This is a genomic window from uncultured Hyphomicrobium sp., from assembly GCF_902826555.1.
Lineage (GTDB): Bacteria > Pseudomonadota > Alphaproteobacteria > Rhizobiales > Hyphomicrobiaceae > Hyphomicrobium_C.
Window position 1 is genome coordinate 58,956 of the sequence record NZ_CADEFI010000012.1, and the last position, 26,849, is coordinate 85,804.

Sequence of the window (26,849 nt, forward strand, 5' to 3'; positions counted from 1 at the left end):
CGCATGCCTTATGCGCTCTGCGGATTGAAAGCCCCGCAGGGTCGCTCCGGTGGAACGGCTAACCTCTTGAAGGGGTTGGCCTTTCTTCTCAAGGGCTTGCGGAGGATCAACCGGAAAAGGAACCACCCGCACATGTCCGTGCCGCAATTCAACATGCGCCAGCTCCTGGAAGCCGGCGTGCACTTCGGTCACCAGTCGCACCGCTGGAACCCCAAGATGGCGCCCTTCATCTACGGCGCCCGCAATAACATCCACATCCTCGACCTGACCCAGACCGTGCCGATGCTGCATCAGGCGCTGAACAAGGTCTCGGACACCGTCGCCGGCGGCGGGCGCGTGCTCTTCGTCGCCACCAAGCGCCAGGCCTCGGACTCCATCGCCGAAGCCGCCAAGCGCTCGGCGCAGTACTTCATCAATCACCGCTGGCTCGGCGGCACGCTGACCAACTGGAAGACGATCTCGACCTCGATCCGTCGCCTGCGTCAGCTCGACGAGATCCTGGCCGACCCGCAGGGCCGGACCAAGAAAGAAGTGCTCAACGTCCAGCGCGAGCGCGACAAGCTCAACCAGGCGCTCGGCGGCATCAAGGACATGGGCGGCGTGCCGGACCTCCTGTTCGTCATCGACACGAACAAGGAAGGCATCGCCATCAAGGAAGCCCGCAAGCTCGGTATTCCGATCGTAGCCATCGTCGACACCAACTGCGATCCCGACGGCATCGACTTCCCGGTCCCGGGCAATGACGACGCCGGTCGCGCCATCACGCTCTATTGCGATCTCATCGCGCGTGCCGCTCTCGACGGCCTCGAGCGCGGTCAGGGCGTTGCCGGCGTGGACGTCGGCGCTTCCGTGGAGCCGCCTGCCGAGACGCTGCCGGATGGCTCCGTCAAGAGCTTCAAGGGCATCGAAGCGCCGCGTGGCGAAGCGGACGATCTCAAGCGGATCAAGGGCATCACCGAAAAGCTCGAGCAGAAGCTCAACGACGCGGGCGTGTTCCATTTTTGGCAGATCGCAGATCTCGACGCCGAGAACCTCTCGCTGCTCGACCGCAAGCTCAAGGCCAAGGGCCAGATCGAGCAAGAAGGCTGGGTCGCCCAGGCGAAGAAGCTGGTCGAGGCGTCGGCCGTCTAATTTGCCGAGGCGGCGCGGCCCACGCGCCCCAGAGACGTTCGTGCGGGCCTCAAGGCCCGCACGCCGCATTTCATAAGCCACCTCACCCTGGCGCAAGCCGGGTGCGAAAGGAGCACTCATGAGCACGATTTCCGCCGCAACCGTCAAAGAGCTGCGCGACAAGACCGGCGCCGGCATGATGGATTGCAAGCAGGCGCTCCAGGAGACCAACGGCGACATGGAAGCCGCCGTCGATCTTCTTCGGAAGAAGGGACTCTCGAAGGCCGCCAAGAAGTCGGACCGCGTCGCGGCGCAGGGCCTCATCGGCGTTAGCTCAAAGGTCCGCTCCGGCGCTCTTGTCGAGGTGAACTCGGAAACGGACTTCGTGGCGCGCAATCCGCAGTTCCAGGAGCTCGTGCAGACGATCACGTCGCTCGCGGCCGACGCCAACGGCGACGTCGCGAAGCTGCTCGCGACTGCGTACCCGGGCAGCAGCGGATCGGTCGACGACAAGATCAAGGATGCCATCGCCACCATCGGCGAGAACATGGGCCTCCGGCGTACGGCCGCGCTTTCCGTCAAGGAAGGCGTCGTGGCCGACTACGTCCACAACAAGGCCGGTGACGGCGTCGGCAAGATCGGCGTGCTCGTGGCACTCGACAGCGCCGGCGATACGACTGCTCTCGAGCAGTTCGGCCGCCAGCTTGCCATGCACATCGCGGCCGCCAACCCGCTGGTCGTCAACGTCGAGGATCTCCCGAAAGAGGCCATCGAGCGCGAGCGTGCGATCTACGTGGAGCAGGCCAAGGCCGAGCCGAAGAATGCCGGAAAGTCGGACGAGATCCTGGCCAAGGCCAGCGAAGGGCGCCTGCAGAAGGAATTCGTCAGCCAGGCCGTGCTCTTGAAGCAGGTGTTCGTCATCGACGGCAAGGCGACGGTGGCCGAGATCCTCAAGTCGGCCGAAAAGGACGTCGGCGCCCCGGTCAAGGTCGCAGGCTTCGTGCGCTACGCGCTCGGCGAAGGCATCGAGAAGAAGACCGAAGACTTCGCTGCGGAAGTGGCGAAGACCGTCGGTGCCGCGGCGCCGAAGAAAAGCTAATCGAGCGGGAAAAGCCGGCGTGCGCGCCGGCTTTTTTTTGCCAGGCCGGCCTCGACGCGGCAAACTGCGGCCGCCTAGACCGGCAGCAGAGTCGAGGACAGCGCGGAGACCGTCATGACAGCGGACATATCGCTCAAGTACCCGCGCCTGTTGGTCAAGCTTTCCGGCGAAGCCCTGATGGGTAAAAACGGATACGGGCTGGACACCTCCGTCGTCGACCGGCTGGCCGCCGACCTCGCCGAAGCCCGAGCGGCCGGCTGCGCGCTCTCGGTGGTGGTGGGCGGAGGCAATATTTTCCGCGGTTTGCAAGGCGCCGCCAAGGGCATGGACCGGGCGACCGCAGACTACATGGGCATGCTGGCGACAGTGATGAACGCGCTGGCGCTGCAGAGCGCGCTCGAGGCGGCGAAAGCCCCTGCGCGCGTGTTGTCCGCCATTCCGATGCCGACGGTGTGCGAGCCCTATGTGCGTCACCGGGCGCTCTATCACCTGGAACGGGAAAGAATAGTCATCTTCGCTGCCGGAACGGGCAACCCGTTCTTCACAACCGATACCGCTGCGACGCTGCGCGCGGTCGAGATGGGGTGCAACGCGGTCGCCAAAGCCACGCAGGTGGATGGCGTCTATTCGGCCGACCCTAAGAAGGATCCCAACGCCAAGCGCTTCGATAAGCTCAGCTATTCGGAGGTGCTCGCGAGGGATCTCAAGGTCATGGATGGAGCTGCGATCGCCCTTGCCCGGGACAATCATCTTCCGGTAATTGTTTTCTCCATCGACGAGCCGGGCAACGTGATCAAGCTGCTCAAGGGAAGCGCCCGAGCCACTGTCATTCAAGGGTAATCCCAGCGCTCCCGTGATTGGCGACACTCGCCGCGGAGGCGGACAGCCCGGTCCCATACCAAAAACAAGGAGAACAGCTCCGTGTCTCTCACTTCATTCGATCTCAAGGAAATCGAGACGCGGATGCGGGCCTCGCTCGATGCTCTGAAGCGCGAGCTTGCAGGATTGCGTACAGGCCGCGCGAGCGCTCATCTGCTCGATCCGGTGCAGGTCAACGTCTACGGCTCCCGCATGCCGCTCAACCAGCTCGCCACCGTCGCCGTCCCCGAGGCACGGATGATCTCGGTCCAGGTCTGGGACCGGACCAACGTGCAGGCGGTCGACAAGGCGATCCGTGAAGCCAATCTCGGTGTCAATCCGATTGTGGACGGCACCATGATACGGCTGCCGATCCCGGCGCCGACCGCCGAACGGCGCCAGGAGCTCGCCAAACAGGCGCACAAGTATGCCGAAGCGCACCGCGTGGCCGTCCGGAACGTCCGCCGCGACGGCATGGACCTTCTCAAGAAACTGGAGAAGGACGGCAAGATGAGCGAGGACGAGCACAAGAAGAACTCCGTCAAGGTGCAGGAGCTCACCGATAAATTGGTAAAAGAGATCGATCAGACGCTGGCGACCAAGGAAGCCGAGATCCATAAAGTTTGACGTCGGGCGATCGTGGTCCAGGATCGGGCCCGGGATATCGGCACTCAAGTGAGCCATATGATCGGATTGCTGGATCGAGTACGGTGGGGTGCGACGCTCGCGCGGGGCGCGGTACATCGTCCCGCAAGACGGCGACCATAGTTTTCAGTTCAGCCAGCGACATAAAGCTCGAGCCCGTGGCAGACAGATCGAAATCCTCCGAGAGGACCTCCGACGCGGCGATCATGCCGCGGCACGTCGCCATCATCATGGACGGAAACGGACGATGGGCGGCGGAGCGCGGACTGCCGCGCGCCCTCGGACATCGGTCGGGTGTCGAGGCGGTGCGACGAACGGTGTCCGCCGCGATCGATCTCTCGATCCCCTATCTCACGCTCTACAGCTTTTCATCCGAGAACTGGTCGCGTCCGCAGGACGAGATCGACGACCTGATGGGGCTCATGAAGCGCTTCATCCGCAGGGATCTTGCAGAGCTGCACCAGAACAACGTGCGCGTCATGGTGATCGGCGAGCGCGAGAACATCGACCAGGAAATGAAGGCGCTGATCGACGAAGCTTGCGAGCTGACGTGCGACAACACACGCCTGACGCTCGTCATCGCCTTCAACTATGGCGCGCGCGGCGAGATCACACGCGCGGCGCGACGGCTAGCGGAGGAGGTCGCCGCAGGGCGTCTCGCGCCCAGCGAGATCACCAGCGAGCACATGGCGCAGGCGCTCGATACGGGTGGCGTGCCGGATCCGGATGTGCTGATCCGCACCAGCGGCGAGTGCCGTCTCTCGAACTTCCTGCTCTGGCAGTGCGCCTACACTGAGTTCGTGTTTCTCGATGCCTATTGGCCGGATTTCGGCCGCGAACTCCTGCTCGAGGCTATCTCACAGTACACGGCGCGCGAGCGCCGCTTCGGCGGCCTGCCCTGTCGATCAACGGCTTAGGAAAGGCCGGTCATGGAGGAACAGGGGACGCTCGCTTCCGCCGACGAAATCGCGCCACCGTCGCAGGCTTCGCAGGTGTGGCTGAGGGTCGTTTCGGCGATCGGGCTCGCGATCATTGCCTACGCGGCGACATGGGGCGGCGTGTTGCCCTTTGCCGGCTTCGTGCTGGCGGTGGCACTGCTCCTGAGCTGGGAATGGTCGGGCGTCGTGCGCGGGGACGGGATCGACGCCACGCTCATCGTGCACGGCCTGGCGGTGGCGGGCTCGGTCGGGCTTGCTGCATTCGGCTTCGTGGCGCTCGGCGTCGCGCTGCTGATCATCGGCACCATCATCGTGCTGGCGCTGGAGTTCGGGGCGCGTCCGCTGCTTTCGGCTGCGGGCGTTCTCTATGCCGGCTTGCCGGCGGTTGCGCTCATCTGGTTTCGCAGCAACGAGCCCCTTGGCTTCCACGCGATCCTGTTCATCGTTCTCGTCGTGGCGGCCACCGACACCGTCGCTTTCGTGACCGGACGGCTGATCGGCGGGCCCAAGCTCGCGCCTGCGATCTCGCCCAACAAGACCTGGAGCGGGTTCCTGGGCGGCATCGCCGCGGCGTCTGCGATCGCCGCGTTGTTTGCCTATTGGATCTCGGCACCTGTGCAGGCGCTTGCCGTCATCGGGCTCGTCATGGGCATCATTGCGCAGATGGGGGATCTGGCGGAGTCGGCGATCAAGCGGACGTTCAACGTGAAAGACGCCAGCCAGCTCCTGCCGGGGCATGGCGGATTCATGGACCGGATGGACGGGCTGATACCGGTCGCGGTGGCGCTTGCGCTCGCCGTGCTGTTCCTCGATCCGCAGGCGCCAGCCGACGCATTGTTTGCCGGTTTCGGGCGTTGAGCGCCGTGAGAGTTCCGAAGGAGGCCAACTGAGCATGGCGCACGCGGTCAGCGTATCCTCGAGCACGATGCGCCAGCAGGACGACGTGGCCGACGCAGGTGCTTGGGCGCAACGAACGTCGACGGAGCCGCTACGGCTTTCCGTGCTGGGTGCCACGGGCTCGATCGGCGCCAGCACCCTCGATCTCGTGGCCCGTCATCCCGATCGGTTCGAGGTGGTGGCGCTTACCGCGCAGTGCAACGTGCGGCGTCTCGCAGAACTCGCAACGGCCCATCGTGCGAAGGTCGCGGTCATCGGCGAAGCCGAGCGCTATGCCGAGCTCAAGTCTCTCCTCGAGGGCACGGGGATTCGCGCCGCGGCGGGGCCCGAGGCCATCGAAGCGGCGGCCCGGGAGCCGGCCCATTGCGTGATGGCGGCCATTGTCGGCGCAGCAGGGCTGAGGCCGACGTTCGCCGCCGCCGAGCAGGGTTCGCGGGTGGCACTCGCCAACAAGGAATGCCTCGTCTCGGCCGGCGACATCTTCCTCAAGCATGTCGGGCGCAGCGGCGCCGAGCTGATGCCGGTCGACAGCGAACATTCGGCCGCCTTCCAGGCGATCGGGCGGACGCCGGCGCGCTCGATCGAGAAGATCGTGCTGACGGCTTCGGGCGGGCCGTTCCGGACCCACGACAAGGACCGCCTCGCGCGCGTCACGCCCGAGGAAGCGCTCCGGCATCCGAATTGGTCGATGGGGGCAAAGGTCACCATCGATTCCGCGACGCTGATGAACAAGGGGCTCGAACTGATCGAGGCCTTCCATCTGTTTCCCGTGGGCGCGCACCAACTGGAAGCGGTGGTGCATCCGCAATCCGTCGTTCACTGCCTCGTCATGCTCGAGGACGGCTCCGTGATGGCGCAAATGTCGCACCCCGACATGCGCACGCCGATCGCGCTGGCGCTTTCCTGGCCGGAGCGCCTCGAGACCCCGGTTTCACGGCTCGATCTCGTGGCGCTCAAGACCCTTACCTTCGAGGCCCCGGATCACGAGCGCTTTCCCGCCCTCAAAATCGCCATCGATGCGCTGCATCGCGGCGGCGCGGCGCCTGCGGTGCTCAACGCGGCCAATGAAGTGGCGGTCGAGGCGTTCCTGGATCGGCGGATCGGGTTCCTGGATATTGCGCCTCTGGCTGCAGCCTGTCTTGAAAAGGCCGAAGGCCGGGGGCTCATTAGCGGTGTCGCTACACTCGATGACGTGCTCGCCGTGGATGGCGAAGCGCGGAACATGGCGCGGATGTTGCTTCCCGGATAAGACTTCGCCGGATTACCTCCAGCGCGTGCCACAAAACTGGAATTCAGCCTCAGCCGACGGGATTTAACCAGAATGATCGAAGGGTTCATGAGTCCGGTTTTCACGTTTCTCCTGCAGGCCCTTGGCTTCCTGTTCGTGCTCGGCGTGGTGGTGTTCTTCCACGAGCTCGGGCACTTCCTGGTCGCCCGCTGGTGCGGCGTCACGGTGACGACCTTCTCGATCGGCTTCGGACGCGAGCTCTGGGCGCGCAACGACCGCCACGGAACACGCTGGCGGATCGCGGCCATTCCGCTCGGCGGCTACGTCAAGTTTCTCGACGACGTCAACGCTGCGAGCCAGCCCTCATCGGTCACGCCGGAGAACCTTCCGCCCGGCTCATTTCACGGCAAACCCGTCTGGCAGCGGTCCCTGGTGGTGGCAGCCGGTCCGGCGGCGAATTTCCTCGTCGCGGCGCTGATCTATTCCGCCGTCAATGCGGCCTACGGCGTATCGATGATCACCGCGCGCGTGGACGAAGTGGTCGCCGGCATGCCCGCCGAAAAGGCTGGAATCAAGCCCGGCGACGTCATCACCAAGATCGATACCTGGTCGATCGAGACCTACGAGGACGTGGTCAAGATCGTCACGGCCGCCGCCGGACGCTCGCTCGACATCACCGTCGACCGTCACGGCGAAACGCGGTCTTTCCGGGTCACTCCGGACATCAAGGAGCAACCGAGCGATCTTGGGGTGACCCTGCGCCTCGGCGATATCGGCATCACGCGCGTGCTTTCGGCCCGCGTGGGTACGGTGGTGGCGGATTCACCCGCCGAGAAGGCCGGACTTGCTCCCGGGGATACCATTACGGCCATCGACGGCAAGACGATCTCCTCTTTCGACGACCTCGTCAGCGCCGTCGGGCCGGCTGCGGGACGCGCGCTGACCCTGACCGTCGACCGCAAGGGGGAGTTGCTCACGCTTTCCGTGACCCCGGCTGCCGTGGACGGCAAGAAGCCGGACGGGACGCCCATCAAGCAGGGGCGCATCGGCGTTTCGCCGGACCGGCCGGCGCCGGTCGCCGTTTCGCTTCCGGAGGCGGTTCGCCTGGGGATCCGCGAGACTTATTCTAACATCGTTCAAACGGTTACCGGGATCATCGACATCTTCGTCGGGCGCCAATCGGCCGACCAGGTCGGCGGGCCGATTCTCATGGCCGAGGTGACGGCACGGGTGGTCGAGCTCGGCTGGGAGCCGCTGCTGCGCTGGACGGCCCTCATCTCCGCCAATATCGGGTTGTTGAATTTGCTACCTATTCCGCTTCTGGACGGCGGCCATCTTGTGTTCTACGCGATGGAAGCCATCCGCCGGCGCCCGCTCAGCCAGCGGGTCCAGGAAATCGGCTTCCAGATCGGTATCGCCGTCATCCTGATGATGGTCGTTTTCGTCAACCTGAACGACATCCTGCGGGTCGGAAAAAGGTGGCTATTTGGTGGCGGTTAGAAGGCGCCTCGAATCTCCCTTGGGTGACGTAAACTTGCCACTTCCCAGTGCCTTACCCGCTTGTTAAGAATGCCAAAGTGAAAGGCACCGACGACGCGATTCGAGGCAGGGGGCTTCGAGTTAGGTTCTTTTTTGCGCGTTTGGAGGGGCTTTCGCCCAGGGGGTCAAACCTCATCACGACACGACAGCTCGGGAACCGCTTTGCCGACGGGGTTCCACGGGTTAAGGGGGGTCGGCACAAGAAGGCGAGGCAGATCCGCACATGGTGCAGTTTCGGATCATGTCGTTGGGGGGGCTACGCCTGCTGTCATGGCTGGCGATCGCCGCTCCTGCAGGTTTTGCCGCGCAGTTCGTGGCGTTCTCGACCCCGGTGCAAGCCCAGGGCGTGGTGCGTGACATCCGCGTCGAAGGCAATCGGCGCGTCGAGCCGGAAACCGTGCGCTCCTATCTCCAATTCTCGGTCGGTCAGCCCTACGATGCGGGCAAGGTCGACCAATCGCTTCAGGCCCTGTTCGGAACCGGCCTATTCGCCGACGTCTCGATCAACCAGGAAGGCGACAGCGTCGTCGTCTACGTGGTCGAGAACCCGGTCATCAACCAGGTCGCCTTCGAGGGTAACAGCGAGGTCGATACCGATACGCTGAAGGCCGAAGTCCAACTCAAGCCGCGCTCCGTCTACACCCGCGCCCGCGTGCAGGGCGACGTGCAGCGCATTCTCGACGTCTACCGGCGCCAGGGCCGCTACGCCGCGTCAGTCGAACCTAAGATCATCGAGCTCGAGCAGAGCCGCGTGAATCTCGTGTTCGAGATTAACGAAGGCGGAGCGACGAAAGTCCAGGGCATCAATTTCGTCGGCAACCACGCCTTCTCGGATGCCCAGCTACGCGACATCATCTCGACCACGCAGAGCGGCTGGTTCGACTTCCTCAAGGGCACCGCCTACTACGACCCCGACCGCATGAACCTCGACCGCGAGCTTCTGCGCCAGTTCTATCTCAAGAACGGCTATGCGGACGTGCGCGTGGTGGCCGCCAATGCCGAGCTCGATCGCGAGGGCTCGGGCTTCACGGTCAACTTCGCCATCGACGAGGGCGAGCAGTACACGTTCGGCCCGGTCACGATCGAGAACTCGCTGGCCGGCCTCGACCCGAACACGCTGACCGGCGATATCCTGACGCACCAGGGCGAAACCTATAACGGCTCGGACATCGAGAAATCGGTGGAGAAGCTGACGCTGGTCACCGCCGAGCAAGGCTTCGCCTTCGCTCGCGTGCGCCCGCGCGCCGTGCCCGATCCCGCCGCGCGCACCATTACGCTTGCCTACCTCGTCGATGAAGGTCCGCGCATCTATATCGATCGCATCAACATCAACGGCAACGTCCGCACCAAGGATTACGTGATCCGGCGCGAGTTCCGTCTGGCTGAAGGCGACGCTTACAATCCGCTGCTCGTGGATCGCGCCAAGAAGCGCCTCAACGCGCTCGGCTTCTTCAAGTCGGTGGACATCAAGCGCCGGCCCGGCTCCTCGCCTGACCGCGTCGTCCTCGACGTCGATCTCGTCGAGCAGTCCACGGGCGAGCTGTCGTTCGGTGCCGGCTACTCGACCTCGGAAGGCGTGATCGGCGACGTCAGCATCAGCGAGCGCAACCTGCTCGGCAACGGCCAGTTCCTGCGCCTGCGTCTGGCGGGCTCCTTGGAGCGCATGCAGGTCGACCTGTCGTTCACCGAGCCGCGCTTCCTCGATCAGAACCTGTCCGCGGGCTTCGATCTCTTCCACAAGGAGGTCGACCAGACCCAGGAATCGGGCTTCTCGTCGACGCGGACCGGCGGCACCGTTCGCCTCGGCTTCCCGCTCTCCGAAGAGCTCTGGATGCAGACGGGCTATACGCTCGAGTACAGCACGATCGACGTCGAGAGTAAGTACTACGACCGGGTCTCCAACGTCGTGGTCGAAGAAATCGAAACACGTGGCGACTCTTCGCTCGCTTCCTCGATCGGCACCTCGCTCACCTACGACAAGCGCAACCATCCCAAGAACCCGAATAGCGGCTACTATCTGCAGCTCGCGACCGACATGGCCGGTCTTGGCGGTGACGTGCAGTACGTACGCGTGAACGGTGAAGGGCGCTTCTACTATCCGATCAGCGAGAAGATCACCTTCGTCGGCCGTGTCACCGGCGGCCATATCGAAGGCTGGGGCGGCGACGATATTCGCCTGACCGACCTTTACTACCGCGGCGGCGAGACGATCCGCGGCTTCGATCGCGGCGGCTTCGGCCCGCGCGATCTGCGCACGAACGACGCGATCGGTGGCTCGACGTTCTGGGCAAGCACGGCGGAGGTTCGCTTCCCGCTGCCGTTCATCCCCGACGACCTCGGACTTTCGGGTGCGGTATTCGCGGACGCGGGCTCGCTGTTCAACGCCAACGATCTGGCCAAGAGCCTGGACGGCAAGTCGAACGCCGAGAACGGCATCACCCTGGCCGACGACAGCACGATCCGCTCGTCGGTCGGTGCCAGCATCATGTGGAACTCGCCGGTCGGCCCGATCCGCATGGACTTCGCGAAGGCGCTCAGCAAAGAGAAGTACGACGAAGAGCAATTCTTCCGCTTCGGCGCCTCGACCAAGTTCTAAGCTCGGCCAAGCTATCGAAGAAAGCCCGGCAGAAATCCCTGCCGGGCTTTTCTTATTCGCCGAGCCGGCTCCCCGCCGGCCGGGGTGGAATTGTCCTCAGATCGGCTGGACCGCGGGCACTTCTGGTCTTATGAGAGGGGCGCGGCGGCCTATGGCCTCGCATTCGCAGGGGCCTCCCGGATCCGGGCCGCCCATCCGCCGCGATCCCTTTGCCGCAACCCCTCAGGACCCTGAAGGCCTCGCCCATGAATCATCCCGGTTTTTTCGACATCGCCGGGCCGTTCAGTCTGCAAGAGATCGCTGCCGCCACGCAGTCCGAAGTGCGGGGCGGGACGGATGTGGCCGCGCTCAAGCTCAAGGGAATGCAACCGCTTTCCGAGGCGTCGCCCAGCGACCTGTCCTTCTTCGATAACCGAAAGTATTTGTCGCAACTTCTCGAGACCAAGGCCGGCGCCTGCCTGGTCTCGGCCAAGTTCGCGGACCGCGTTCCTGCCGGCACGGTTCCTATCGTCGCCCGCGCGCCCTATCCTGCCTTCGCCCGGGCGCTCGCGCTCTTCTATCCCGGGGCCATGCGGAGCAAGGCCGGCGCGGCTGGTGAGCAAGAGCGCATCTCGCCCTCCGCGGTGCTCGAGGAGGGCGTCGAGGTCGAGCCTGGCGCCGTCATAGGGCCCGAGGCCCGCATCGGCCGGGGGACCCGGATCGCGGCAGGTGCCGTCGTCGGATACCGGGTAACCATAGGCCGAGACTGCTACGTCGGCCCGCTCGTTTCGGTCGTCCACGCGCTCGTCGGAGACCGGGTGATCCTGCACGCCGGGGTGCGGATCGGCCAGGATGGCTTCGGATTTGCCATGGGCGCGCAGGGGCACCTGAAAGTGCCGCAGGTCGGGCGCGTCATCATCCAGGACGACGTGGAAATCGGCGCCAACTCGACCATCGATCGCGGGGCTCTTAAGGATACGATCATCGGCGAGGGCACCAAAATTGATAATCTGGTCCAGATCGGGCACAACGTCGTCATCGGGCGGCACTGCGTGATCGTCGGGCAGGTCGGTATTGCGGGCTCCGCCGAGCTTGGCGACTATGTGGTCATGGGCGGTCAGGCCGGATTGGTCGGGCACATCAAAGTCGGCCAGGGAGCGCAACTCGCAGGCGGCTCTCATGCGAAAAATGATGTTCCGGCTGGAGCAGTCATGGCGGGCACGCCGGCACGACCATTCAAGGAGTGGGCCCGCGAAGTCGCCGCTTTGAGGCGGCTGGCGCGCCGTCCGGGGAGCAATCCCGACGACGGAGCAGGCGACTCCTGACGAACTGAGAATCATGCGCCCGACACGGAGAAGATCCGGCGGGCCGAACGGAGTGAGACTTGGATGGACGACGCAACGAAGAAGCCGGCCATGAAGACGGCAGACATCAGCAAGATTCTCAAGCTGCTGCCTCACCGCTACCCTTTCCTGCTCCTCGACCGCATCTACGACATCAACGGTGACGAGACCTGCGTCGGCATCAAGAACGTGACCATCAACGAGCCGTTCTTCCAAGGCCACTTTCCGCAATTCCCGGTGATGCCGGGCGTGCTCATCATCGAGGGGCTGGCACAGACGGCGGGCGCGCTCTGCGTGCATAGCCTCGGCGAGGACTACAAGACCGAGCTCGTGTATTTCATGGGCATCGACAAAGCCAAGTTCCGCAAACCCGTGCTGCCCGGCGACCAGCTGCATTACCACGTGCGCAAGATCCGCAATCGCGGCCGCGTCTGGCGTTTCTACGGGGAGGCCAAGGTCGACGGCCACACGGTGGCGGAAGCCGAGATCAGCGCCATGCTCGCAGATACGGCAGAGGCTCGTGCATTCGCGGCGAAGAATGGCTAACAAGATCCACCCCACAGCCATCGTTGAGGATGGCGCCAGGCTCGGCGATGGCGTGATCGTGGGCCCCTACTCGGTTGTCGGGGCGAACGTCTCGCTCGGTGACGGTGTCGAACTTGCGAGCCACGTGGTGGTGGCGGGCCACACCTCGATCGGCGCGCGCACGCGCATCTTCCCATTCGCCTCCATCGGCCACCAGCCACAGGACCTCAAGTACAAGGGCGAACCGTCGACGCTCGATATCGGCACCGACTGCCTGATCCGAGAGGGCGTGACGATCAACCCGGGCACGGCGGGCGGCGGCATGAAGACCGTCGTCGGCAACGCGTGTGCATTCCTCGCAAACTCGCACGTCGGCCACGACTGCCACGTCGGCAGCAACGTGATCTTCTCGAACAATGTCATGCTGGCCGGGCATTGCGAGGTGGGAGACTTCGCCATCATCGGCGGCGGCGCGGCCGTGATCCAGTTCGCACGCGTGGGAGCCCACTCGTTCCTCGGCGGCATGAGCGGTCTCGAGCAGGACCTCATTCCGTACGGCATGGCCCTCGGCAACCGGGCGCATCTCTCGGGGCTCAATATCGTCGGACTGCAACGGCGCGACTTCTCACGCAGCCAAATCCATGACCTGCGGCGCGCCTACCGGCTCCTGTTCGCCCAGGAGGGGACCTTGCTCGAGCGCGTCGCGGACGTGGCCGAGGAGTTCAAGGACCATCCAACGGTGATGGAGATCGTCGCCTTCATCAAGGCCGGCGGTAAGCGATCCATGTGCACGCCGAAGAACGGGGCGGAAGCCTAGGCCGCTTCGATCTTGCCTGCACTCAATCGCGGCGCGCGTCGCCGTGCCAGCGCTTACTGTTGCGCGTCTCCGCCCCCGGTGCCGGTGCCCTCGGAGATCTGGGTCTTTGTCGAGGAGTGTTTCGAGATCGTGTCAAAGTAGTCCTTGTCATCGCCGATGGTCAGGGTCGGCGAGCAGTTCGGCGTGCAGCTGTAGGACTGGCGCAGTCCACCCTTCGTCAGATTGACAATGCGGACCTCGTCGCGAGTTACCACAATGCGCTGGTCCTGGATGATGTTGCGCTGGTCGTCGAGCGCGATGATGTTCGTCACGCCGAAGGTCTTGCCGGTGACGACAAGCAGATTGCCACCCTGGATCGCCACGTCGGCGATCGACGGGTTGCCGATAATGATGCTCGACACGGGGCGCGGCAGGCGCAGGAGCTGCGACTGATCGTAGGCGACGACGAGGTCAGCGGCCTTTGCGTGTGTGGAGGCGAGGCACACAGCCAGCGCCATCACGAGGCCCGAGGCGAGCATCGCAGCAAGGCTCAGGTCGGGTCGGCGCACGGAAACGGCAGCGGTCGGCACGGCTGGCCACTCCTCTAAGTTGGACTCTCACCATTTGGCGCCGATTGGGTAAACGAAGCTCTAACGGATGCTCCAAAAGCGGGCCCGGCCGCATGGAACCCGGACGGCGTGCTGGGCGTTTCACCTGAAAATCCCATCATTGCGAGAGGTTGGCATGTCACGCACCACGTTGCTCGTGATCGCTTCGTTGTTCGTCCTCCTGGGCGGCGCCGTGTTTCTGGCCCAAAGCGGCGCGTTGGAGTCTTCCGGGCCGACGGCCGGCACCAATGTCGGCGGAACGCGGATCGAGGCGCCGGGCACGCGTATTGAAAGCGATAACGACAAGACGCGCATTCAGGCGCCGGGAGTCGACATCACCGTTCCGCGCGATAAGAACGGCGATTGATAAGTTACGAATTTCCGTTCCTCCGCATGCGAACTTATCGTAACGTCGATTACGTTCATTCGGAGGCCGGTCGATTGTCGTCTCTCGAACTTTTCTTTCCTGCAGGCGCCTTCGCCTATCTCGAGGTCGCGTTTCGCTTGGTGCTTTCCACGGTCCTGGCGGGCGTGCTCGGATGGGACCGCGAGGAGAAGGATCGTCCGGCCGGACTTCGCACCTACATGATGGTGGCGCTGGCGTCGTGCGTATTCACGGTGCTGACCTTCGAAATCCATGAGACGATCAACGAGAAAAGCCCTGGCGGGAACTCCGATCCGATCCGTATCATCGAGGCGGTGACCGCAGGCGTGGCGTTTCTCGCAGCCGGTACCATCATTCAAGGACGCGGCACGGTGCACGGTCTCACGACCGGGGCCGGCATGTGGATGGCCGGCGCGCTCGGGGTCGCGGTCGGAGCGGGGCATTACCTGCTCGCTATCTTCGCCGCCCTGCTCTCGTTCGTCATTCTGAGGTTCGTCGGAATGCTCACGCCAAACGGGAGCAAGCCTGCCGAATCCATATTTATTGACGAGAGCGAAGAAAACGAAGGCAGCGGTTAGCGGCTTCGAACTCGGCGCGCCGCTGTGCAGCATAGGCCTCCGCCTCCGCGTCCCGTCCCCACTGCTCGCGCTGCCACGTCTCGTCCAAGGTGGCCATCTCCCAGGCCTCCTCGACCGAAAGACGCCCGCGCCAAAGGGCCAAGGCGATGAGCGCCGAACCGCTGATCGTCGTCAGCACATGCAGCGCCGCAAGGCTCAAGGCGTCGATTCCGTCGAGCGCGCGACGTATGGCGTCCATGGACGCCGGCGGCTGTGCGACCGGCATCAGCCCGGCGCGCAGGACGAGGTCGACACCCATCTCGTCCTTGGCCCAACTCAGGATCGGATTCCAAGCCTCCGCTTGCCGGCGCACCAGCGCGGCCGGCGTCTCGGCGCGATAGCAGAGCAGGTCGCTGCCCGCGAAGGCGACTATGTCCCCGGCGACCTCGCTCTTGCGCTCGTCCACCGCATCGATGGCGGAGTTGACGAGACGCGTCAGCGGCATGGTCGCGGGGTCGATGCGCTCGCCCTGGTGCTGCCACTCGGCGGCAATGGCCTCGGCCAGCTCGCGCGCCGGCACGGCGAGCTCGCGCTTGCCCGGCGTGCGCACGTTTCGGCCATCGAGTTGCACCGCATACGCTCCGTCGCGCGCTTCGACAGCGGCGCGTTCGTAGAAGCGCTTTGGAAGTGGTGCGCGCAATGCCTCCTTGCCGGGGATCTTCGGAGGGGTGTTCCCGCCGTCGGATTTGTCGTCGCGCGTCATGCGGTGGGCCGCCGGAAAATGATGCGGTCGAGCGCGCGCTCCAGTGCGGGACAGTCGGCCGTGACATCGTGTGCGCCCGCGTCTCGCAAGGCCGCCTCCGGATGATAGCCCCAGGTCACGCCGATGGACGGAGTTCCGGCTGCGTGCGCCATCTCGATGTCGTAGACGGTGTCGCCAATCATCACCGTGTCGGCGGGCGCCGCCGCCGTCTCGTCCATCGCGGCGAGGATCATCGACGGATGAGGCTTGGAAGGGTGGGTGTCGGCGGTCTGGATAGAGACGAAGAGCTCCGTAAGCCTTTCGCGCTCGAGCACGGCATTGACGCCGCGGCGCGATTTACCGGTGGCGATGGCCAGTTGTACGTCGTCGCGCGCCGCCAATCGCTGCAATGTGCTCCGCACACCGTCGTAGAGCGGCTCGGAATGGCCGGGTTGGCGGCGACGCTCTGCAAATGCGGCCTTGTATGACTCGGTCAGGCGATCGACGCGGTCCAGGTCGCTGCCCTCCGGCACGAGACGGGCGACCGCAATAGCGAGCGAAAGCCCGACCACATTGACGATCCGCTCGCGCGGCGGAGGCGACAATCCTTCCGACGCGAAGGCATCCGTCATCGCCGCAACGATGGCATGCTGGCTGTCGACGAGCGTGCCGTCACAATCGAATATGACGAGCTTCGTCATCCGTCGTCCTTGTCGAAGCGGCGCGGATCGAGACCCAGAAGGTCCCAGCTTCCGAGCATATGCGGCGGCAAGGGGGCGGACACGTCGATCTTTTCCGATCGCGTGGGATGGGGAATGATGAGCCGGCGCGCGTGGAGATGGAGCTTCGGCTCGATGTTTTCGGCCGGAAGGTCCATGCCGCCATCGTACTTGTTGTCGCCCACGATGGGATGGCCGATCAGCTCCATATGCGCGCGCAGCTGATGCTGCCGCCCGGTGACCGGTTTCAGCGAAACCCATGCCGCCTTGTGGGCCACGCGGTCGACCACGGAATAATGCGTGGTGGCGTGCATGGCCTCCTTCTGCTCGCCGGGACGCGCCTTGCGCACGCGGTCGCCCTCGGGGCCGGACGCCTTCACGAGCGCAGCTTCGACCTTGCCCTGGGGCGGCTTGGGCACGCCGCGGACGAGAGCCCAGTAGGTCTTGGCCGCCGAACGGGTCTGAAAGATGCGGCCAAGCTTGGCCGCCGCGGCGCGGTGTTTTGCGACGAGGAGAACGCCGGTCGTATCACGATCGAGGCGGTGCACGAGACGCGGGCGATCGCCGAAGCGATCGGACATGCCGGCGAGGATGCCGTCGATATGACGGCGGGTGCCGGTTCCGCCCTGGACGGCGATGCCGAACGGCTTGTTGAGCACGAGAACGTCGTCGTCCTCGTAGAGGATCATGCCTTCGATCAGCTCGCGATCGGCCTTCGATGCGCCGGGAGCGCCAGCTGCCTTTGCCGCGGGGCTCCCCTCGCGCGGCGCACGGGCCGCTTTCGGCACGCGAACCTGGTCTCCGGCCTCCACCCGATCCTTGGCCTCGACGCGTTTCGCATTCACCCTCACCTGCCCCGAGCGGAGCAGCTTCTGCAGGTAGCCGTGGGTGATCTCCGGAAAGCGCACGCGGAACCAGCGGTCGAGGCGCATTCCCGCCTCGCGCTCGGCCACTTCGATCGTCTCGACGCGCTCGCTTACGCGGTCATTCATCACTTGCCCATGGAGCCCGATTGTTCGCCGGCTGTAATTGAGGCGCCCCGCCTGCCGGGTCAAGGTGCAACGCGTCGCGGCGGGATGTTCTCGCAAAGGGCCGGAGGGCGGGAAGCCGGGCGCCGATCAGCAGCCGCGGCCCGGTCAGTCGGGCCGTGCGCCGCCGCGGAGAGGACCGCCGATCACCCATCCGATGGTCCAGCCGACGATCAGGCCGGCGAGATTGACGACCATGAACGCAAGCTGGTTGACGTTCTCGGCTTGATCCGAGCTCTCGTACTTGAACTGCAGCGCGGCCCAGTCGGCCACGGGGCCGCTTAGAAAGTGCATGGCGACCGCGGCGCCGACGATCGCGAAAATGATGGCAACGAAATAGCGCATTCGATCCTCCGGTGCCTCAATGCACCCCGCGCGTGCTTATTTCACTTCCCAGAACCAAATCTCGCCCGCGCCAGCATAGTTCGAGTAGTAGCCGAGCCACGAGAACCACTCCATCAGCCATTTGGCCGACGAGCGATAGCCATTCCAGACGTCGATGTGATCGCCGGTCGGTCGGTCGCCGTCGCTGGAGCGGCGCCAATAGTCCTGGATGTAGATGATGCCGGTGCGGCCGAAGATCTTCGGATAGAACTCGGCGGCGTCCGCGCCGATGAATTTCTCGATCGGGCCGATGCCGTCGATCTTGGCGCGCGCGAGGCCGTTGGCGAGCTGATTGGCATTGATGAAATGCATGTCTTCGCGCGGGTGCACCGAGCATTGGGAGATGCCGGAGAGCTGCGAGGGCTGGACGCCCGCCCGGCGCAGGGCCACCCCCATGCGGATGGCGCACTGGTTATGAAAGACCGGAAATCCCATCAGGATGTGCTGGCCTTCAAGATTGGTGAGATTGTGAGGCGCTATGCATGGCGTCGTGACGCTCTCATTGATCGGATGACCGCGCCATAGATCGTTGAATTCAATCATGAAACGCTTCCCTACGTCGACCCGTTCGTTCGCCCGACCGGAGCTCCCGTGCCCCCTCCGATCCTTGCGCCCGGACTATATGCGGCGGCCACGGCGTTGGCCAGATGCAGACTGGCAACGGGCGGCAGGAGGCATTTGGTAAATTCTGGCGATCAATCAGACGGCAGCCACAGCGGGCTCTTCCATGCCTTTAGGTCGTCTAACTTGCAGCTTGGACGAGATGAAACGACGCGTCGAATAGACCGCATGGACGAAAATCTCCGGCGATGACCACGCCGGCAGGATGCGCACCAGTTCCCGCTTGCTGATTAGCTCGCCGCACTAGGTCGAGGGCAGATAACCGATGCCGTGCCCTTTAGCGGCAGCATCGTCAGTGTAACGACTTCTCTTGTGAACCACCCGATTGCGGGATTTAATGCGTCGGTGGCAATGATTACCAATGGCGGTGTCTTTTGACGGAGCACTCGATGCACGCATTTTGATTTCCAAGCATACGGGAGAAATGGCCATGACGCGTAATTCATACTGGATGATAGCCGTTGTTCCGACACTCTTCGCTGCGTTGGGCGGCGCTGCCATCTCCGCGCAGGACAAATATACCGTGCAAGTTCCGGGCGGGCTCTCGTTCTCGGAGTTCAAGGGCTATGAAGACTGGCAGGCCGTCTCCATCAGCAAGACCGAGCACGCCTTCGCACTCATCCTCGCCAACCCGGTGATGATGGAGGCTTATCGTTCCGGCGTGCCCGGAAACGGCAAGCCGTTCCCCGAGGGCTCCAAGATCGCCAAGGTCCATTATAAGCCAGTGAAGAGCGACGACGCTCCCGATCCCACGACGGAATTGCCGGGCGAGCAGGCAAACGTCGATTTCATCGTCAAAGACAGCAAGAGGTTCACGGATCCGGACAGCGGCGGGTGGGGTTATGCCGCGTTCAACTACGACACCGCTTCCGACACCTTCACGCCTGGGACCGAGAAAGATCCGGCCCCGCAGGGGAACGACGCGAAGTGCGGGGTCGCGTGCCATTCATTGGCGCAGACGAAGGATTACATCTTTACTTCGTATTCGCGGAGGTGAGCGGCGATTGACGGGCGGCGCGCATGGCCTTTCAAGACAACATGTCACTCGTCGTGCTGGCTTTCCCTCCATCTCTTGACATGCGGAATGCGCGGAACGACCACCGCGTAGACAGACGCAATTACGGAGATAGCGTACCAGCCGATTCCGATGGCCATCCCAATGGCTGCAGCAAACCAGATTGCTGACGCCGTGGTCAGATTTCTGATGCTGTTGTTGTCACTCTTGAGGATCATACCCGCGCCCAGGAACCCAACGCCTGAAACCACTTGCGCCGCTATGCGGGCGGGGCTGTTAGGATCGGCAACGGTAGATATGAAAGTGAATAGGCAGGCACCCGCCATAACAAAGCAGTGGGTGCTGATTCCGGCCGGCTTGTTGCGAAGCTCGCGCTCAACACCAATTGCCGTACCGAGCAACAAGCACAGCGCGAGTTTAACTGCGAAATCGGCCTCCAAGCCGGAGAGAAAGCCGCTCATGCGTGTTTCCTTTTTCGATTTTTGGAACGTGTAGCGGCGCGGAGCTGACAGGCGGCTGACGGGCTGCGCTTTAGTCGCCACCCCGATTGGCTGATCGTAGCGGGCGCTACTCCCCGCGCTTTTTGCGCAGGCTGTCCCAGTAGGCGAGGCGTTTTGAGATCTCGCGCTCGAAGCCGCGCTCCGGCGGATCGTAGAACTTGGGACGCTTCTTGAAGTCGTCGGGAAAATAGTTCTGGCCGGAGAAGGCATCCGGCTGATCGTGGTCGTAGAGATAGCCGTCGCCGTAGCCTTCGTCCTCCATGAGCTTGGTCGGCGCATTGAGGATGATCTTGGGCGGGGCAAGCGAGCCGTGCTCTTTCGCGGCGCGCATGGCGGCCTTGTAGGCAACGTAGTTGGCATTGGATTTCGGCGCGGTGGCGACGTAAATGACCGCCTCCGCCAGCGCCAACTCACCCTCGGGACTGCCGAGAAAATCAAACGCTTCCTTGGCGGCATTGGCGACGACGAGTGCCTGCGGATCGGCGAGCCCGATGTCCTCCACCGCCATGCGCACGATACGGCGCGCGAGGAACAAGCGATCCTCTCCGCCGTCGAGCATGCGGCAGAAATAGTAGAGCGCCGCGTCGGGGTCGGACCCGCGCACGGCCTTGTGCAACGCCGAGATGAGGTTGTAGTGGCCTTCGCGGCTCTTGTCGTAGAGCGGCGCGCGGCGCTGCACGAGCTTGACCAGCGCGGCGCGATCGAGCGCCTCGGCGCCCGGCTTCACGGTCGCAAAAACCTCTTCCGCGAGGTTGAGGATGGCGCGGCCGTCGCCATCGGCCATGGACTTCAAAGCCTCGCGCGCGTCATCGTCGAGGGGCAGCGGGCGCTTCTCCTCCGCCTCGGCACGCTTCGCCAGGTCTTCGAGCGCGTCGTCGTCGAGACGGTTCAGCGTCAGAACGGAGGCGCGCGACAGCACGGCGGCGTTGATCTCGAACGACGGATTCTCGGTCGTCGCTCCGACGAGGGTAATGGTGCCGTCCTCCATGTAGGGGAGGAAACTGTCCTGCTGCGAGCGGTTGAAGCGATGGATCTCATCGATGAACAGCAGTGTTCCGCGGCCCTGCTCGCGCCGCGCCTTGGCCCGGTCGAAGGCTTTGCGCAACTCGGCAACGCCCGAGAAGATGGCCGACAGCTGCTCGAATTCGAGCTTGGTCTCGTGGGCGAGCAAGCGGGCTACGGTGGTCTTGCCGCAGCCGGGAGGGCCCCACAGGATCAAGCTCGGCAGGCGGCCGGCGGCGAGGAAGCGCGTCAAGGTGCCGTCGGGGCCAACAAGATGAGGCTGACCGGCGACCTCCGACAATGTCTTGGGGCGCAGGCGGTCCGCGAGCGGGCGCGGGGCGCCCTTCTCCAATCCTGCGGCTTCGAAGAGGTTGCTCATGAAGCGATGTTAGAGACTTTCCGGGGCGGATGTGCAAGCGCGCCCTCCACTGTCATTCTCGGGCTTGTCCCGAGGATGATCGCGCAGCGGGGTGGAGAGGCGCACCTGCGCCGCGCGGTGCCCAATTCCACCGTTCTCCCAGGCGGAGACTTGGATCCTGGGCACAAGGCCCAGGATGACACGTTAGTGCGTCGCGAAGTGTCGAGCCGGGCTGCGGAAAACTAGCCCGGGACCTGCAGGTTAAATACCTTGTCGCCACGGCGCACGGCGACGAGCCACATGCGCTGGCGCGCTGCCAGCAGGTTTTCCAGCTCGCGGACGCTTGCAACCGGGGATCCCGAGATCTCGACAATGATGTCACCGGGCTGGAAGCCGAGCCGCGAAGCCGTCGACGAGCGGCGTACGGATAGGACAACCACGCCCTCGCTTTCATCGATGCCGAGTTCGTCGGCGACGCCGGGCAGGATATTCGAGACGCGGGCGCCGTCCAACGGGTGCTGGCCGGCGAGATTGCGCACATCATCGCGGCCGGGCTGCGGCGCGGCCACGAGCGTCATCTCGATGCTTTGCGGCGCGCCCTTGCGTATAACGTCGAGCTTCGATTTCTGACCGATGCCGCGGGTCGTGAGCCGGTACTGGACGGCGCGGGCATCCGCCACCTCGAACCCATCCACATGCACGATCACGTCGCCCGCTTTGAGGCCGGCGTTCGCGGCCGGACCGTTGTCGGATACGCGCGAGACGACGGCGCCCGCAACGCGATCCAGGCCAAGGCCGCCGGCGACATCGCGCGTGACCGTCTCCAGGCGGGCGCCGAGCCAAGGCCGCTCGACCTTGCGGCCCTCGGCTGCGCCTTGTGCGTAGAGCCGCACCAGATTGGACGGAATAGCGAAGCCGATCCCCTGCGAGCCGCCGGACTGCGAGAAGATCATGGTGTTGATGCCGACGAGCTTGCCCGACATGTCGACCAAGGCGCCGCCCGAGTTGCCCGGATTGATGGCTGCGTCGGTCTGAATGAAGATCTGCGAATCCGAATTGCCAATCTCGCTGCGGGCAAGGGCGGAGACGATGCCGCTCGTCACCGTCTGTCCGACGCCGAACGGGTTGCCGATGGCCAGCACCATGTCGCCGACCTCGAGCGTGTCCGAGTCCTCGAAATCGAGCGTCGGGAAACGTTGGTCGCCGTTCTCGATCTTGAGGATGGCGATGTCGGTCTTGTCATCCTGCGTCAGAACCTTAGCGTCGAACTCGCGCTTGTCGGCCAGCGCGACGCGGATCTCCGTCTCGCCGCGCCCGCGGATGACGTGCGTGTTGGTCACGACGATGCCGTCGGGGCTGACGATGACGCCGGAGCCGAGCGAACTCTGGATGCGCTCGGACGGCTGGCCAAAGGCGTCGCCGAAAAACTGACGGAAAAAGGGATCGTTGGCGAACGGCGAGGAGAACGTCTGCACGCGCCGCTGGACGTAGACGTTGACAACGGCGGGCGCGGCTTTGCGGACGATCGGTGCAAAGGAGTATTGCGCCATCTCGCGCGACGGAGGGACCTCGCGGGGCGCCGGCGCCTCCTTGGACTCCTTTGGAAACAGATTGTCGAGAAGCTGCGCCTCGGCTTGATGCCTATCAAGAGCGGAAACCGCCAGCGCGCCGAGCAGGCCTACCCCAACCAGCGCGGCGAATTCCTTGAGTCTGCGCGACATTATCCGGTCCTTGTGCAGAGTGTCCCATTCCCTCGCCGGGAGGATATAGGACAGGGACCGGGCGGGCGGAAGGCGTCACGAGCGTCCGTCCGCAGGCGGGCGCAAAACCTTTCGGGGATGTAATGTTCAGCGGGCGGCGATGGTCGACCGGTAGCGTTCGGGCGACCACAATTCGCCGCCGCCGCCGCTCGGGCGCGCATCGGCGTAGCTCTGGCCGTAGGGCAGGTCGGGATCGCGGCCGAAGCTCTGGCCCCGGGGGGGTGCCATGGCGGTCATGCGCTCCTCACCCGGGGGCGACCGCCAAGCGGTGGGACGGCTGCGAACCGAGTTCTGGTAGTTCGCATACTCATGTGCCGAGACTGCGCTTTCCACGGCGGCAATCTCGCCGCCGGCGGTCCAGGGCCGCGTGGCGGCGAACTGGCGCTCGCGCGCGTCGTTGCCGTCGAGCGGTGCCGGTCCCGCGTAGCGCACGCGCACGCGCCCCGTGCCGCGGCCGCGCAGGCCCAGCGCGTCGGCCGATGCCTTGGACAAATCGATCATGCGCTCGCCGACATAGGGGCCGCGATCGTTGACGCGCACAAGAATGGTGCGGTTGTTGGTGAGATTGGTCACGTACGCATAGCTCGGCATCGGCAGCGTCGGATGAGCCGCCGTCAGCGCGTGCATGTCGAACACCTCGCCGTTGGCCGTGTGGCGACCGTGAAAGTCGCTGCCATACCAGGACGCGACGCCGACGCGATCATACTCGGGCTGCTCGCGCGGCTTGTACCAGCGTCCGCCCACCTGATAAGGCTCGCCGACCTTGTAGACGCCGCCACCCTTGGGAACGCGCTCGCCTTCGCCGGCCACGCGGCGGCTGGCGGAGACGCCCCATTTCGATTCCGGGAACATCGGCGAGCCCGCCGAGGGGCCCGTGAAGCTGCTCGAGACCACGCTCTGGCTGCCCGCACAGCCGCCCAGCGCCGCGGTCAGCGATACCGCCAACGCCAGCAGAGGCGTGCTTGCGCTCTGAAGATGAGAGCCCGATCGGAGAACGGCACAGGCGTGCCGGGGCACACGTGTGCCCTCGCCGTGAATACGCGACATAAACGCCATCCCATTGACCCCTTGGCGGGGCCTATCCTGCCTAGTCGCTCGCGGACGCCGCTTGTTGGCGCGGTCTTCCCCAGGAGCCGTGGCAGAATGGCAGATAGCCCTTGCGATCCCGTTAAGTGTCCGCCCGCGCATGGAATTTACGAAGCGCTAACCGGTTCTTGAGAGGGCTCGCCGGACTGTGTAGGTTCCTGCGCTTCCGTGCTAGGCAAGCCGGATCCTGGAGGGATGGTCGAGTGGTTTAAGGCACCGGTCTTGAAAACCGGCGTGGGTGCAAGCCCACCGTGGGTTCGAATCCCACTCCCTCCGCCAGATTTCCGTTTAATAATCTGATATTATTGTATTTTACTACTGATTGTGCGGGCGACCCGCAATCCTACCAACAATGCAAATCGCCCGAACGTCGCTGCGGTTATTCAGCGAACGTCGCCATCATCGTTCTCTTGCCGACAATCCGCTCCAGCGCGACCTGCAAGCGAATATGACCTGCGTTGCAAAGATCATCCGCCCAGTCTTCGCAAACAGCAGTTTTCTGCTCCTGCGGGCTCATCGTGTAGAAGCGGGCAAGCTTAGCTGCCACCTCCTGCCACTCAACGAACTCGGGCCAAATGTCTGCTTTGTCGATTTGGAAAGAACGCTCCTACATCAGCGACAGTGGCCGTTTCGCGCTTTTGCGCGAGCACGCGGTTCGCTAGGCTCCCACAGCTTTGCCTGCGCAGCTATCCCCAATGTAGTCAGCGGGTTCGGTCTCGTCCGGTGCCGCGACTGGAGCCAGCAACGTCACCATGACCGCGACGACGATGTTGAGACCTACCGCGATGATGCCGTTGTAGGCGAGGAACCAATCGAAGACTGCGTGTGTCGGCGTCCACGATACGGGCCCCCACGCGAGGTACGTGCCGACCGCCATGCCGACCGCCCAGCCCGCCAATAAGCTCCATCCGGTGAACCATCGCGTATAGAGGCCAAAGATGATCGCCGGAAAGCACTGGATCATCCACATACCGCCGAGCAACTGGAAGTCGATTGCGAACTTGGTGGGAACGAAGAAGATGACGAGAAGCGCTCCGAGCTTGACCACAAGAGATGTTAACTTCGCGAGGATCGTCTCCTCCCGAGCCGACATCTCCTGATGGACGAACGGCTTCCATATATTGCGCGTGAAGGTGTTGGCGGCACCGATCGACATGACCGCCGCGGGGACGAGCGCGCCAATAGCTATGGCCGCGAAACAAAAACCCACGAACCAGTCCGGAAACATTTTGAGGACGAGCTGGGGCACGACATCCTGAGGGTTACTCACGTTAACACCGGCTGCATGCGCCATGACGCCCAGGAGCCCTACCAGTCCGAGGACAACAGAGAAGGCCGGCAACGCAATGGCATTCCGCTTGATCGCGTCTCCGCTTGAGGCGGACAAGATGCCCGTGAGCGAATGCGGGTAGATGAACAAAGCCATAGCGGATCCGAGCGCGACGGTAATATAGGGGATGATCTGCGCATTTGTGAGCGTGAGTCCGGCAGTGCCGCCTTTCGCAGCATATGCAGCAGCGGCCGTATCGAAGATCTTCTCGTATCCGCCGAGCTCGGCAGGAATGATGATGATGGCCGCCAGAACGAATACATAGATCATGATGTCCTTGACAAACGCGATCATGGCGGGAGCTCTGAGGCCGCTCGTGTACGTGTAGAGCGCCAGAATCACGAATGCGATCGTCAGAGGAACATGACCCATCAGGCCGTCGTCCTGGAACCCGAGCGCATGAATGACCTTCTCGATGCCGACGAGCTGCAGCGCAATGTAGGGCATCGTAGCGAGAATGCCGGTTGCCGCGATCGCGAGTTCGAGCCACCGGTTGCCGTAGCGCCCGAAGACGAAATCGCCCGCAGTGATGTAGCCGCGTTTGTGCGTCACGTTCCACATGCGCGGAAACACTAGAAAGAGAAATGGGTAGATGATGATGGTGTAGGGAATGGCAAAGAACCCGTATGCCCCGACGGCATAGACGAGCGCGGGCACGGCGATGACGGTGTAGGCGGTGTAAAGGTCACCGCCAATAAGGAACCAGCTCACCCATGGGCCAAAGCGACGGCCCCCGAGTCCCCATTCGTGCAGCAGATCTAGATCGGCGCGTCTCCATCGCGAGGCAATAAACCCGAGGATGGTGACCAACGCGAAGAAAGCAAGAAAGACGTACGTTGCCGTCCAGTTCAGTTGCTCAATCACCGGCGCACTCCGATGTACACGACGAGAACGCAGACCACGGTCAGCGGTATGAGAGCAAGTTGAGACCAGAAGAAGAACGGAAAGCCGAAGAGCTTCGGCTCAATGGAATTGTACAGAGGGGCTGCCAGCGCGATGGCGCAGGGCAGACCGAGCAACGCATACTTCATTCTTCCCTCCCTAGTAGCTTTTAACCCACCGTATCCCGGCGGAGATCGGGACACATGACGCGCGCGAGGGCTCCTCCTGCGCAAGGGTGCGAAAACCAGATATCACCGATTCCTGCCCTCGCGATTTTCAAAGCACGAGCTGGCGGACGTCTTCGAGGATGACGGCGAGG

At 63.9% G+C, this 26,849-nt stretch carries 28 protein-coding genes, 1 tRNA gene and 1 pseudogene; 17 read left to right on the top strand and 13 right to left on the bottom strand.

All coding sequences use genetic code 11. The features are described 5' to 3' along the window. Positions 1-132 precede the first annotated feature (132 nt). The 12 genes from QZV93_RS07555 to lpxA all read left to right on the top strand — a co-directional run bounded on the left by QZV93_RS07555 (position 133) and on the right by lpxA (position 13,574). On the top strand, positions 133-1,131 hold the full coding sequence (locus QZV93_RS07555) for a 30S ribosomal protein S2 (RefSeq protein ID WP_295557292.1): 999 nt from the start codon (positions 133-135) through the stop codon (positions 1,129-1,131). A gap of 118 nt (positions 1,132-1,249) precedes the next feature. Next, on the top strand, positions 1,250-2,209 hold the full coding sequence (tsf, locus tag QZV93_RS07560) for a translation elongation factor Ts (RefSeq protein ID WP_295557294.1): 960 nt from the start codon (positions 1,250-1,252) through the stop codon (positions 2,207-2,209). A 114-nt stretch (positions 2,210-2,323) separates the two neighbouring features. Beyond that, entirely contained in the window at positions 2,324-3,049 is a 726-nt protein-coding gene (gene pyrH, locus QZV93_RS07565) for a UMP kinase (RefSeq protein ID WP_295557296.1), read from the top strand. A gap of 81 nt (positions 3,050-3,130) precedes the next feature. Next, a complete protein-coding gene (frr, locus tag QZV93_RS07570) occupies positions 3,131-3,694 on the top strand; it encodes a ribosome recycling factor (protein WP_295557298.1) in 564 nt (187 codons plus the stop codon). Positions 3,695-3,870: 176 nt separating this feature from the next. Beyond that, a complete protein-coding gene (locus QZV93_RS07575) occupies positions 3,871-4,629 on the top strand; it encodes an isoprenyl transferase (RefSeq protein WP_295557300.1) in 759 nt (252 codons plus the stop codon). Positions 4,630-4,641: 12 nt separating this feature from the next. Continuing rightward, positions 4,642-5,508, top strand: coding sequence for a phosphatidate cytidylyltransferase (locus QZV93_RS07580; protein ID WP_295557302.1), 867 nt, complete (start codon positions 4,642-4,644; stop codon positions 5,506-5,508). A gap of 34 nt (positions 5,509-5,542) precedes the next feature. After that, the gene (gene dxr / locus QZV93_RS07585; RefSeq protein WP_295557303.1) at positions 5,543-6,796 is read left to right on the top strand and encodes a 1-deoxy-D-xylulose-5-phosphate reductoisomerase; all 1,254 of its coding nucleotides are present in this window, start codon (positions 5,543-5,545) and stop codon (positions 6,794-6,796) included. A gap of 72 nt (positions 6,797-6,868) precedes the next feature. Further along, a complete protein-coding gene (rseP, locus tag QZV93_RS07590; protein WP_295557305.1) occupies positions 6,869-8,275 on the top strand; it encodes an RIP metalloprotease RseP in 1,407 nt (468 codons plus the stop codon). A gap of 262 nt (positions 8,276-8,537) precedes the next feature. Continuing rightward, positions 8,538-10,910 (top strand): outer membrane protein assembly factor BamA, encoded by a 2,373-nt coding sequence (gene bamA, locus QZV93_RS07595; RefSeq protein WP_295557307.1) that lies wholly within the window; start codon positions 8,538-8,540, stop codon positions 10,908-10,910. A 245-nt stretch (positions 10,911-11,155) separates the two neighbouring features. After that, on the top strand, positions 11,156-12,214 hold the full coding sequence (gene lpxD / locus QZV93_RS07600) for a UDP-3-O-(3-hydroxymyristoyl)glucosamine N-acyltransferase (RefSeq protein ID WP_295557309.1): 1,059 nt from the start codon (positions 11,156-11,158) through the stop codon (positions 12,212-12,214). A gap of 63 nt (positions 12,215-12,277) precedes the next feature. Next, the gene (gene fabZ / locus QZV93_RS07605; RefSeq protein WP_295557310.1) at positions 12,278-12,778 is read left to right on the top strand and encodes a 3-hydroxyacyl-ACP dehydratase FabZ; all 501 of its coding nucleotides are present in this window, start codon (positions 12,278-12,280) and stop codon (positions 12,776-12,778) included. Further along, complete coding sequence (gene lpxA, locus QZV93_RS07610; RefSeq protein ID WP_295557311.1) at positions 12,771-13,574, top strand: acyl-ACP--UDP-N-acetylglucosamine O-acyltransferase; 804 nt, start codon at positions 12,771-12,773, stop codon at positions 13,572-13,574. Before fabZ ends, lpxA begins: the two co-directional genes overlap by 8 nt. Before the next feature lie 53 nt (positions 13,575-13,627). Here the strand turns inward: lpxA and QZV93_RS07615 are convergent, their stop codons facing one another. Then, positions 13,628-14,143, bottom strand: coding sequence for a pilus assembly protein N-terminal domain-containing protein (locus QZV93_RS07615; protein WP_295557313.1), 516 nt, complete (start codon positions 14,141-14,143; stop codon positions 13,628-13,630). A 154-nt stretch (positions 14,144-14,297) separates the two neighbouring features. Between QZV93_RS07615 and QZV93_RS07620 the strand changes: the two genes are divergently transcribed. Both QZV93_RS07620 and QZV93_RS07625 read left to right on the top strand, forming a co-directional pair. Then, on the top strand, positions 14,298-14,528 hold the full coding sequence (locus QZV93_RS07620) for a hypothetical protein (protein WP_295557315.1): 231 nt from the start codon (positions 14,298-14,300) through the stop codon (positions 14,526-14,528). Positions 14,529-14,602: 74 nt separating this feature from the next. Further along, the gene (locus QZV93_RS07625; protein ID WP_295557317.1) at positions 14,603-15,124 is read left to right on the top strand and encodes an MgtC/SapB family protein; all 522 of its coding nucleotides are present in this window, start codon (positions 14,603-14,605) and stop codon (positions 15,122-15,124) included. Here the strand turns inward: QZV93_RS07625 and QZV93_RS07630 are convergent. The 5 genes from QZV93_RS07630 to QZV93_RS07650 form a co-directional block, all read right to left on the bottom strand. Continuing rightward, complete coding sequence (locus tag QZV93_RS07630) at positions 15,087-15,866, bottom strand: ATP12 family protein (RefSeq protein ID WP_295557318.1); 780 nt, start codon at positions 15,864-15,866, stop codon at positions 15,087-15,089. The genes QZV93_RS07625 and QZV93_RS07630 overlap by 38 nt on opposite strands. Then, positions 15,863-16,546 (bottom strand): HAD-IA family hydrolase, encoded by a 684-nt coding sequence (locus QZV93_RS07635; protein WP_295557320.1) that lies wholly within the window; start codon positions 16,544-16,546, stop codon positions 15,863-15,865. Before QZV93_RS07635 ends, QZV93_RS07630 begins: the two co-directional genes overlap by 4 nt. Next, complete coding sequence (locus tag QZV93_RS07640) at positions 16,543-17,556, bottom strand: RluA family pseudouridine synthase (RefSeq protein WP_295557322.1); 1,014 nt, start codon at positions 17,554-17,556, stop codon at positions 16,543-16,545. Before QZV93_RS07640 ends, QZV93_RS07635 begins: the two co-directional genes overlap by 4 nt. A gap of 144 nt (positions 17,557-17,700) precedes the next feature. After that, complete coding sequence (locus QZV93_RS07645; RefSeq protein WP_295557324.1) at positions 17,701-17,937, bottom strand: hypothetical protein; 237 nt, start codon at positions 17,935-17,937, stop codon at positions 17,701-17,703. A 36-nt stretch (positions 17,938-17,973) separates the two neighbouring features. Beyond that, positions 17,974-18,519, bottom strand: a complete 546-nt coding sequence (locus tag QZV93_RS07650; RefSeq protein WP_295557326.1) for a type VI secretion system amidase effector protein Tae4 — start codon at positions 18,517-18,519, stop codon at positions 17,974-17,976. 360 nt (positions 18,520-18,879) lie between these two features. Between QZV93_RS07650 and QZV93_RS07655 the strand changes: the two are divergent. Together QZV93_RS07655 and QZV93_RS07660 are read left to right on the top strand one after the other, a co-directional pair. Further along, a pseudogene (locus QZV93_RS07655) lies at positions 18,880-18,969 on the top strand (3-oxoacyl-ACP reductase); the annotation flags it as partial. Between the two features lie 58 nt (positions 18,970-19,027). Beyond that, a complete protein-coding gene (locus QZV93_RS07660) occupies positions 19,028-19,594 on the top strand; it encodes a cytochrome P460 family protein (protein WP_295557328.1) in 567 nt (188 codons plus the stop codon). A 44-nt stretch (positions 19,595-19,638) separates the two neighbouring features. On the opposite strand, the gene QZV93_RS07665 is transcribed toward QZV93_RS07660, so the two are convergent. The 4 genes from QZV93_RS07665 to QZV93_RS07680 all read right to left on the bottom strand — a co-directional run bounded on the left by QZV93_RS07665 (position 19,639) and on the right by QZV93_RS07680 (position 24,279). Continuing rightward, complete coding sequence (locus QZV93_RS07665; protein WP_295557330.1) at positions 19,639-20,073, bottom strand: MgtC/SapB family protein; 435 nt, start codon at positions 20,071-20,073, stop codon at positions 19,639-19,641. Positions 20,074-20,179: 106 nt separating this feature from the next. After that, positions 20,180-21,493 (bottom strand): replication-associated recombination protein A, encoded by a 1,314-nt coding sequence (locus QZV93_RS07670; RefSeq protein ID WP_295557332.1) that lies wholly within the window; start codon positions 21,491-21,493, stop codon positions 20,180-20,182. A gap of 221 nt (positions 21,494-21,714) precedes the next feature. Then, the gene (locus QZV93_RS07675; protein WP_295557333.1) at positions 21,715-23,193 is read right to left on the bottom strand and encodes a Do family serine endopeptidase; all 1,479 of its coding nucleotides are present in this window, start codon (positions 23,191-23,193) and stop codon (positions 21,715-21,717) included. Between the two features lie 126 nt (positions 23,194-23,319). Next, a complete protein-coding gene (locus QZV93_RS07680; RefSeq protein WP_295557334.1) occupies positions 23,320-24,279 on the bottom strand; it encodes a septal ring lytic transglycosylase RlpA family protein in 960 nt (319 codons plus the stop codon). A 228-nt stretch (positions 24,280-24,507) separates the two neighbouring features. Between QZV93_RS07680 and QZV93_RS07685 the strand changes: the two genes are divergently transcribed. Further along, positions 24,508-24,597: transfer RNA gene (locus tag QZV93_RS07685), tRNA-Ser, on the top strand. A gap of 100 nt (positions 24,598-24,697) precedes the next feature. Here the strand turns inward: QZV93_RS07685 and QZV93_RS07690 are convergent. The 3 genes from QZV93_RS07690 to QZV93_RS07700 all read right to left on the bottom strand — a co-directional run bounded on the left by QZV93_RS07690 (position 24,698) and on the right by QZV93_RS07700 (position 26,679). Further along, positions 24,698-24,865 carry a hypothetical protein gene (locus QZV93_RS07690; RefSeq protein WP_295557336.1) on the bottom strand — a complete coding sequence of 56 codons (168 nt, stop codon included), beginning with the start codon at positions 24,863-24,865 and terminating at the stop codon, positions 24,698-24,700. Positions 24,866-24,976: 111 nt separating this feature from the next. After that, on the bottom strand, positions 24,977-26,512 hold the full coding sequence (gene mctP, locus QZV93_RS07695) for a monocarboxylate uptake permease MctP (protein ID WP_295557338.1): 1,536 nt from the start codon (positions 26,510-26,512) through the stop codon (positions 24,977-24,979). After that, positions 26,509-26,679, bottom strand: coding sequence for a DUF3311 domain-containing protein (locus QZV93_RS07700; protein ID WP_295557340.1), 171 nt, complete (start codon positions 26,677-26,679; stop codon positions 26,509-26,511). The genes mctP and QZV93_RS07700 overlap by 4 nt, the downstream gene beginning before the upstream one ends. Between the last annotated feature and the right edge of the window lie 170 nt (positions 26,680-26,849).

Excerpts from the sequence above, each read along its gene's own strand:
- QZV93_RS07700 (WP_295557340.1), bottom strand. The coding sequence starts at position 26,679 with ATGAAGTATGCGTTGCTCGGTCTGCCCTGCGCCATCGCGCTGGCAGCC.
- QZV93_RS07680 (WP_295557334.1), bottom strand. The coding sequence starts at position 24,279 with ATGTCGCGTATTCACGGCGAGGGCACACGTGTGCCCCGGCACGCCTGT.
- QZV93_RS07650 (WP_295557326.1), bottom strand. The coding sequence starts at position 18,519 with ATGATTGAATTCAACGATCTATGGCGCGGTCATCCGATCAATGAGAGC.
- QZV93_RS07620 (WP_295557315.1), top strand. The coding sequence starts at position 14,298 with ATGTCACGCACCACGTTGCTCGTGATCGCTTCGTTGTTCGTCCTCCTG.
- rseP (WP_295557305.1), top strand. The coding sequence starts at position 6,869 with ATGATCGAAGGGTTCATGAGTCCGGTTTTCACGTTTCTCCTGCAGGCC.
- QZV93_RS07645 (WP_295557324.1), bottom strand. The coding sequence starts at position 17,937 with ATGCGCTATTTCGTTGCCATCATTTTCGCGATCGTCGGCGCCGCGGTC.
- QZV93_RS07675 (WP_295557333.1), bottom strand. The coding sequence starts at position 23,193 with ATGTCGCGCAGACTCAAGGAATTCGCCGCGCTGGTTGGGGTAGGCCTG.
- lpxD (WP_295557309.1), top strand. The coding sequence starts at position 11,156 with ATGAATCATCCCGGTTTTTTCGACATCGCCGGGCCGTTCAGTCTGCAA.
- QZV93_RS07555 (WP_295557292.1), top strand. The coding sequence starts at position 133 with ATGTCCGTGCCGCAATTCAACATGCGCCAGCTCCTGGAAGCCGGCGTG.
- QZV93_RS07660 (WP_295557328.1), top strand. The coding sequence starts at position 19,028 with ATGACGCGTAATTCATACTGGATGATAGCCGTTGTTCCGACACTCTTC.
- QZV93_RS07670 (WP_295557332.1), bottom strand. The coding sequence starts at position 21,493 with ATGAGCAACCTCTTCGAAGCCGCAGGATTGGAGAAGGGCGCCCCGCGC.
- QZV93_RS07630 (WP_295557318.1), bottom strand. The coding sequence starts at position 15,866 with ATGACGCGCGACGACAAATCCGACGGCGGGAACACCCCTCCGAAGATC.
- bamA (WP_295557307.1), top strand. The coding sequence starts at position 8,538 with ATGGTGCAGTTTCGGATCATGTCGTTGGGGGGGCTACGCCTGCTGTCA.
- pyrH (WP_295557296.1), top strand. The coding sequence starts at position 2,324 with ATGACAGCGGACATATCGCTCAAGTACCCGCGCCTGTTGGTCAAGCTT.
- dxr (WP_295557303.1), top strand. The coding sequence starts at position 5,543 with ATGGCGCACGCGGTCAGCGTATCCTCGAGCACGATGCGCCAGCAGGAC.
- QZV93_RS07635 (WP_295557320.1), bottom strand. The coding sequence starts at position 16,546 with ATGACGAAGCTCGTCATATTCGATTGTGACGGCACGCTCGTCGACAGC.
- fabZ (WP_295557310.1), top strand. The coding sequence starts at position 12,278 with ATGGACGACGCAACGAAGAAGCCGGCCATGAAGACGGCAGACATCAGC.
- tsf (WP_295557294.1), top strand. The coding sequence starts at position 1,250 with ATGAGCACGATTTCCGCCGCAACCGTCAAAGAGCTGCGCGACAAGACC.
- QZV93_RS07580 (WP_295557302.1), top strand. The coding sequence starts at position 4,642 with ATGGAGGAACAGGGGACGCTCGCTTCCGCCGACGAAATCGCGCCACCG.
- QZV93_RS07665 (WP_295557330.1), bottom strand. The coding sequence starts at position 20,073 with ATGAGCGGCTTTCTCTCCGGCTTGGAGGCCGATTTCGCAGTTAAACTC.
- QZV93_RS07640 (WP_295557322.1), bottom strand. The coding sequence starts at position 17,556 with ATGAATGACCGCGTAAGCGAGCGCGTCGAGACGATCGAAGTGGCCGAG.
- lpxA (WP_295557311.1), top strand. The coding sequence starts at position 12,771 with ATGGCTAACAAGATCCACCCCACAGCCATCGTTGAGGATGGCGCCAGG.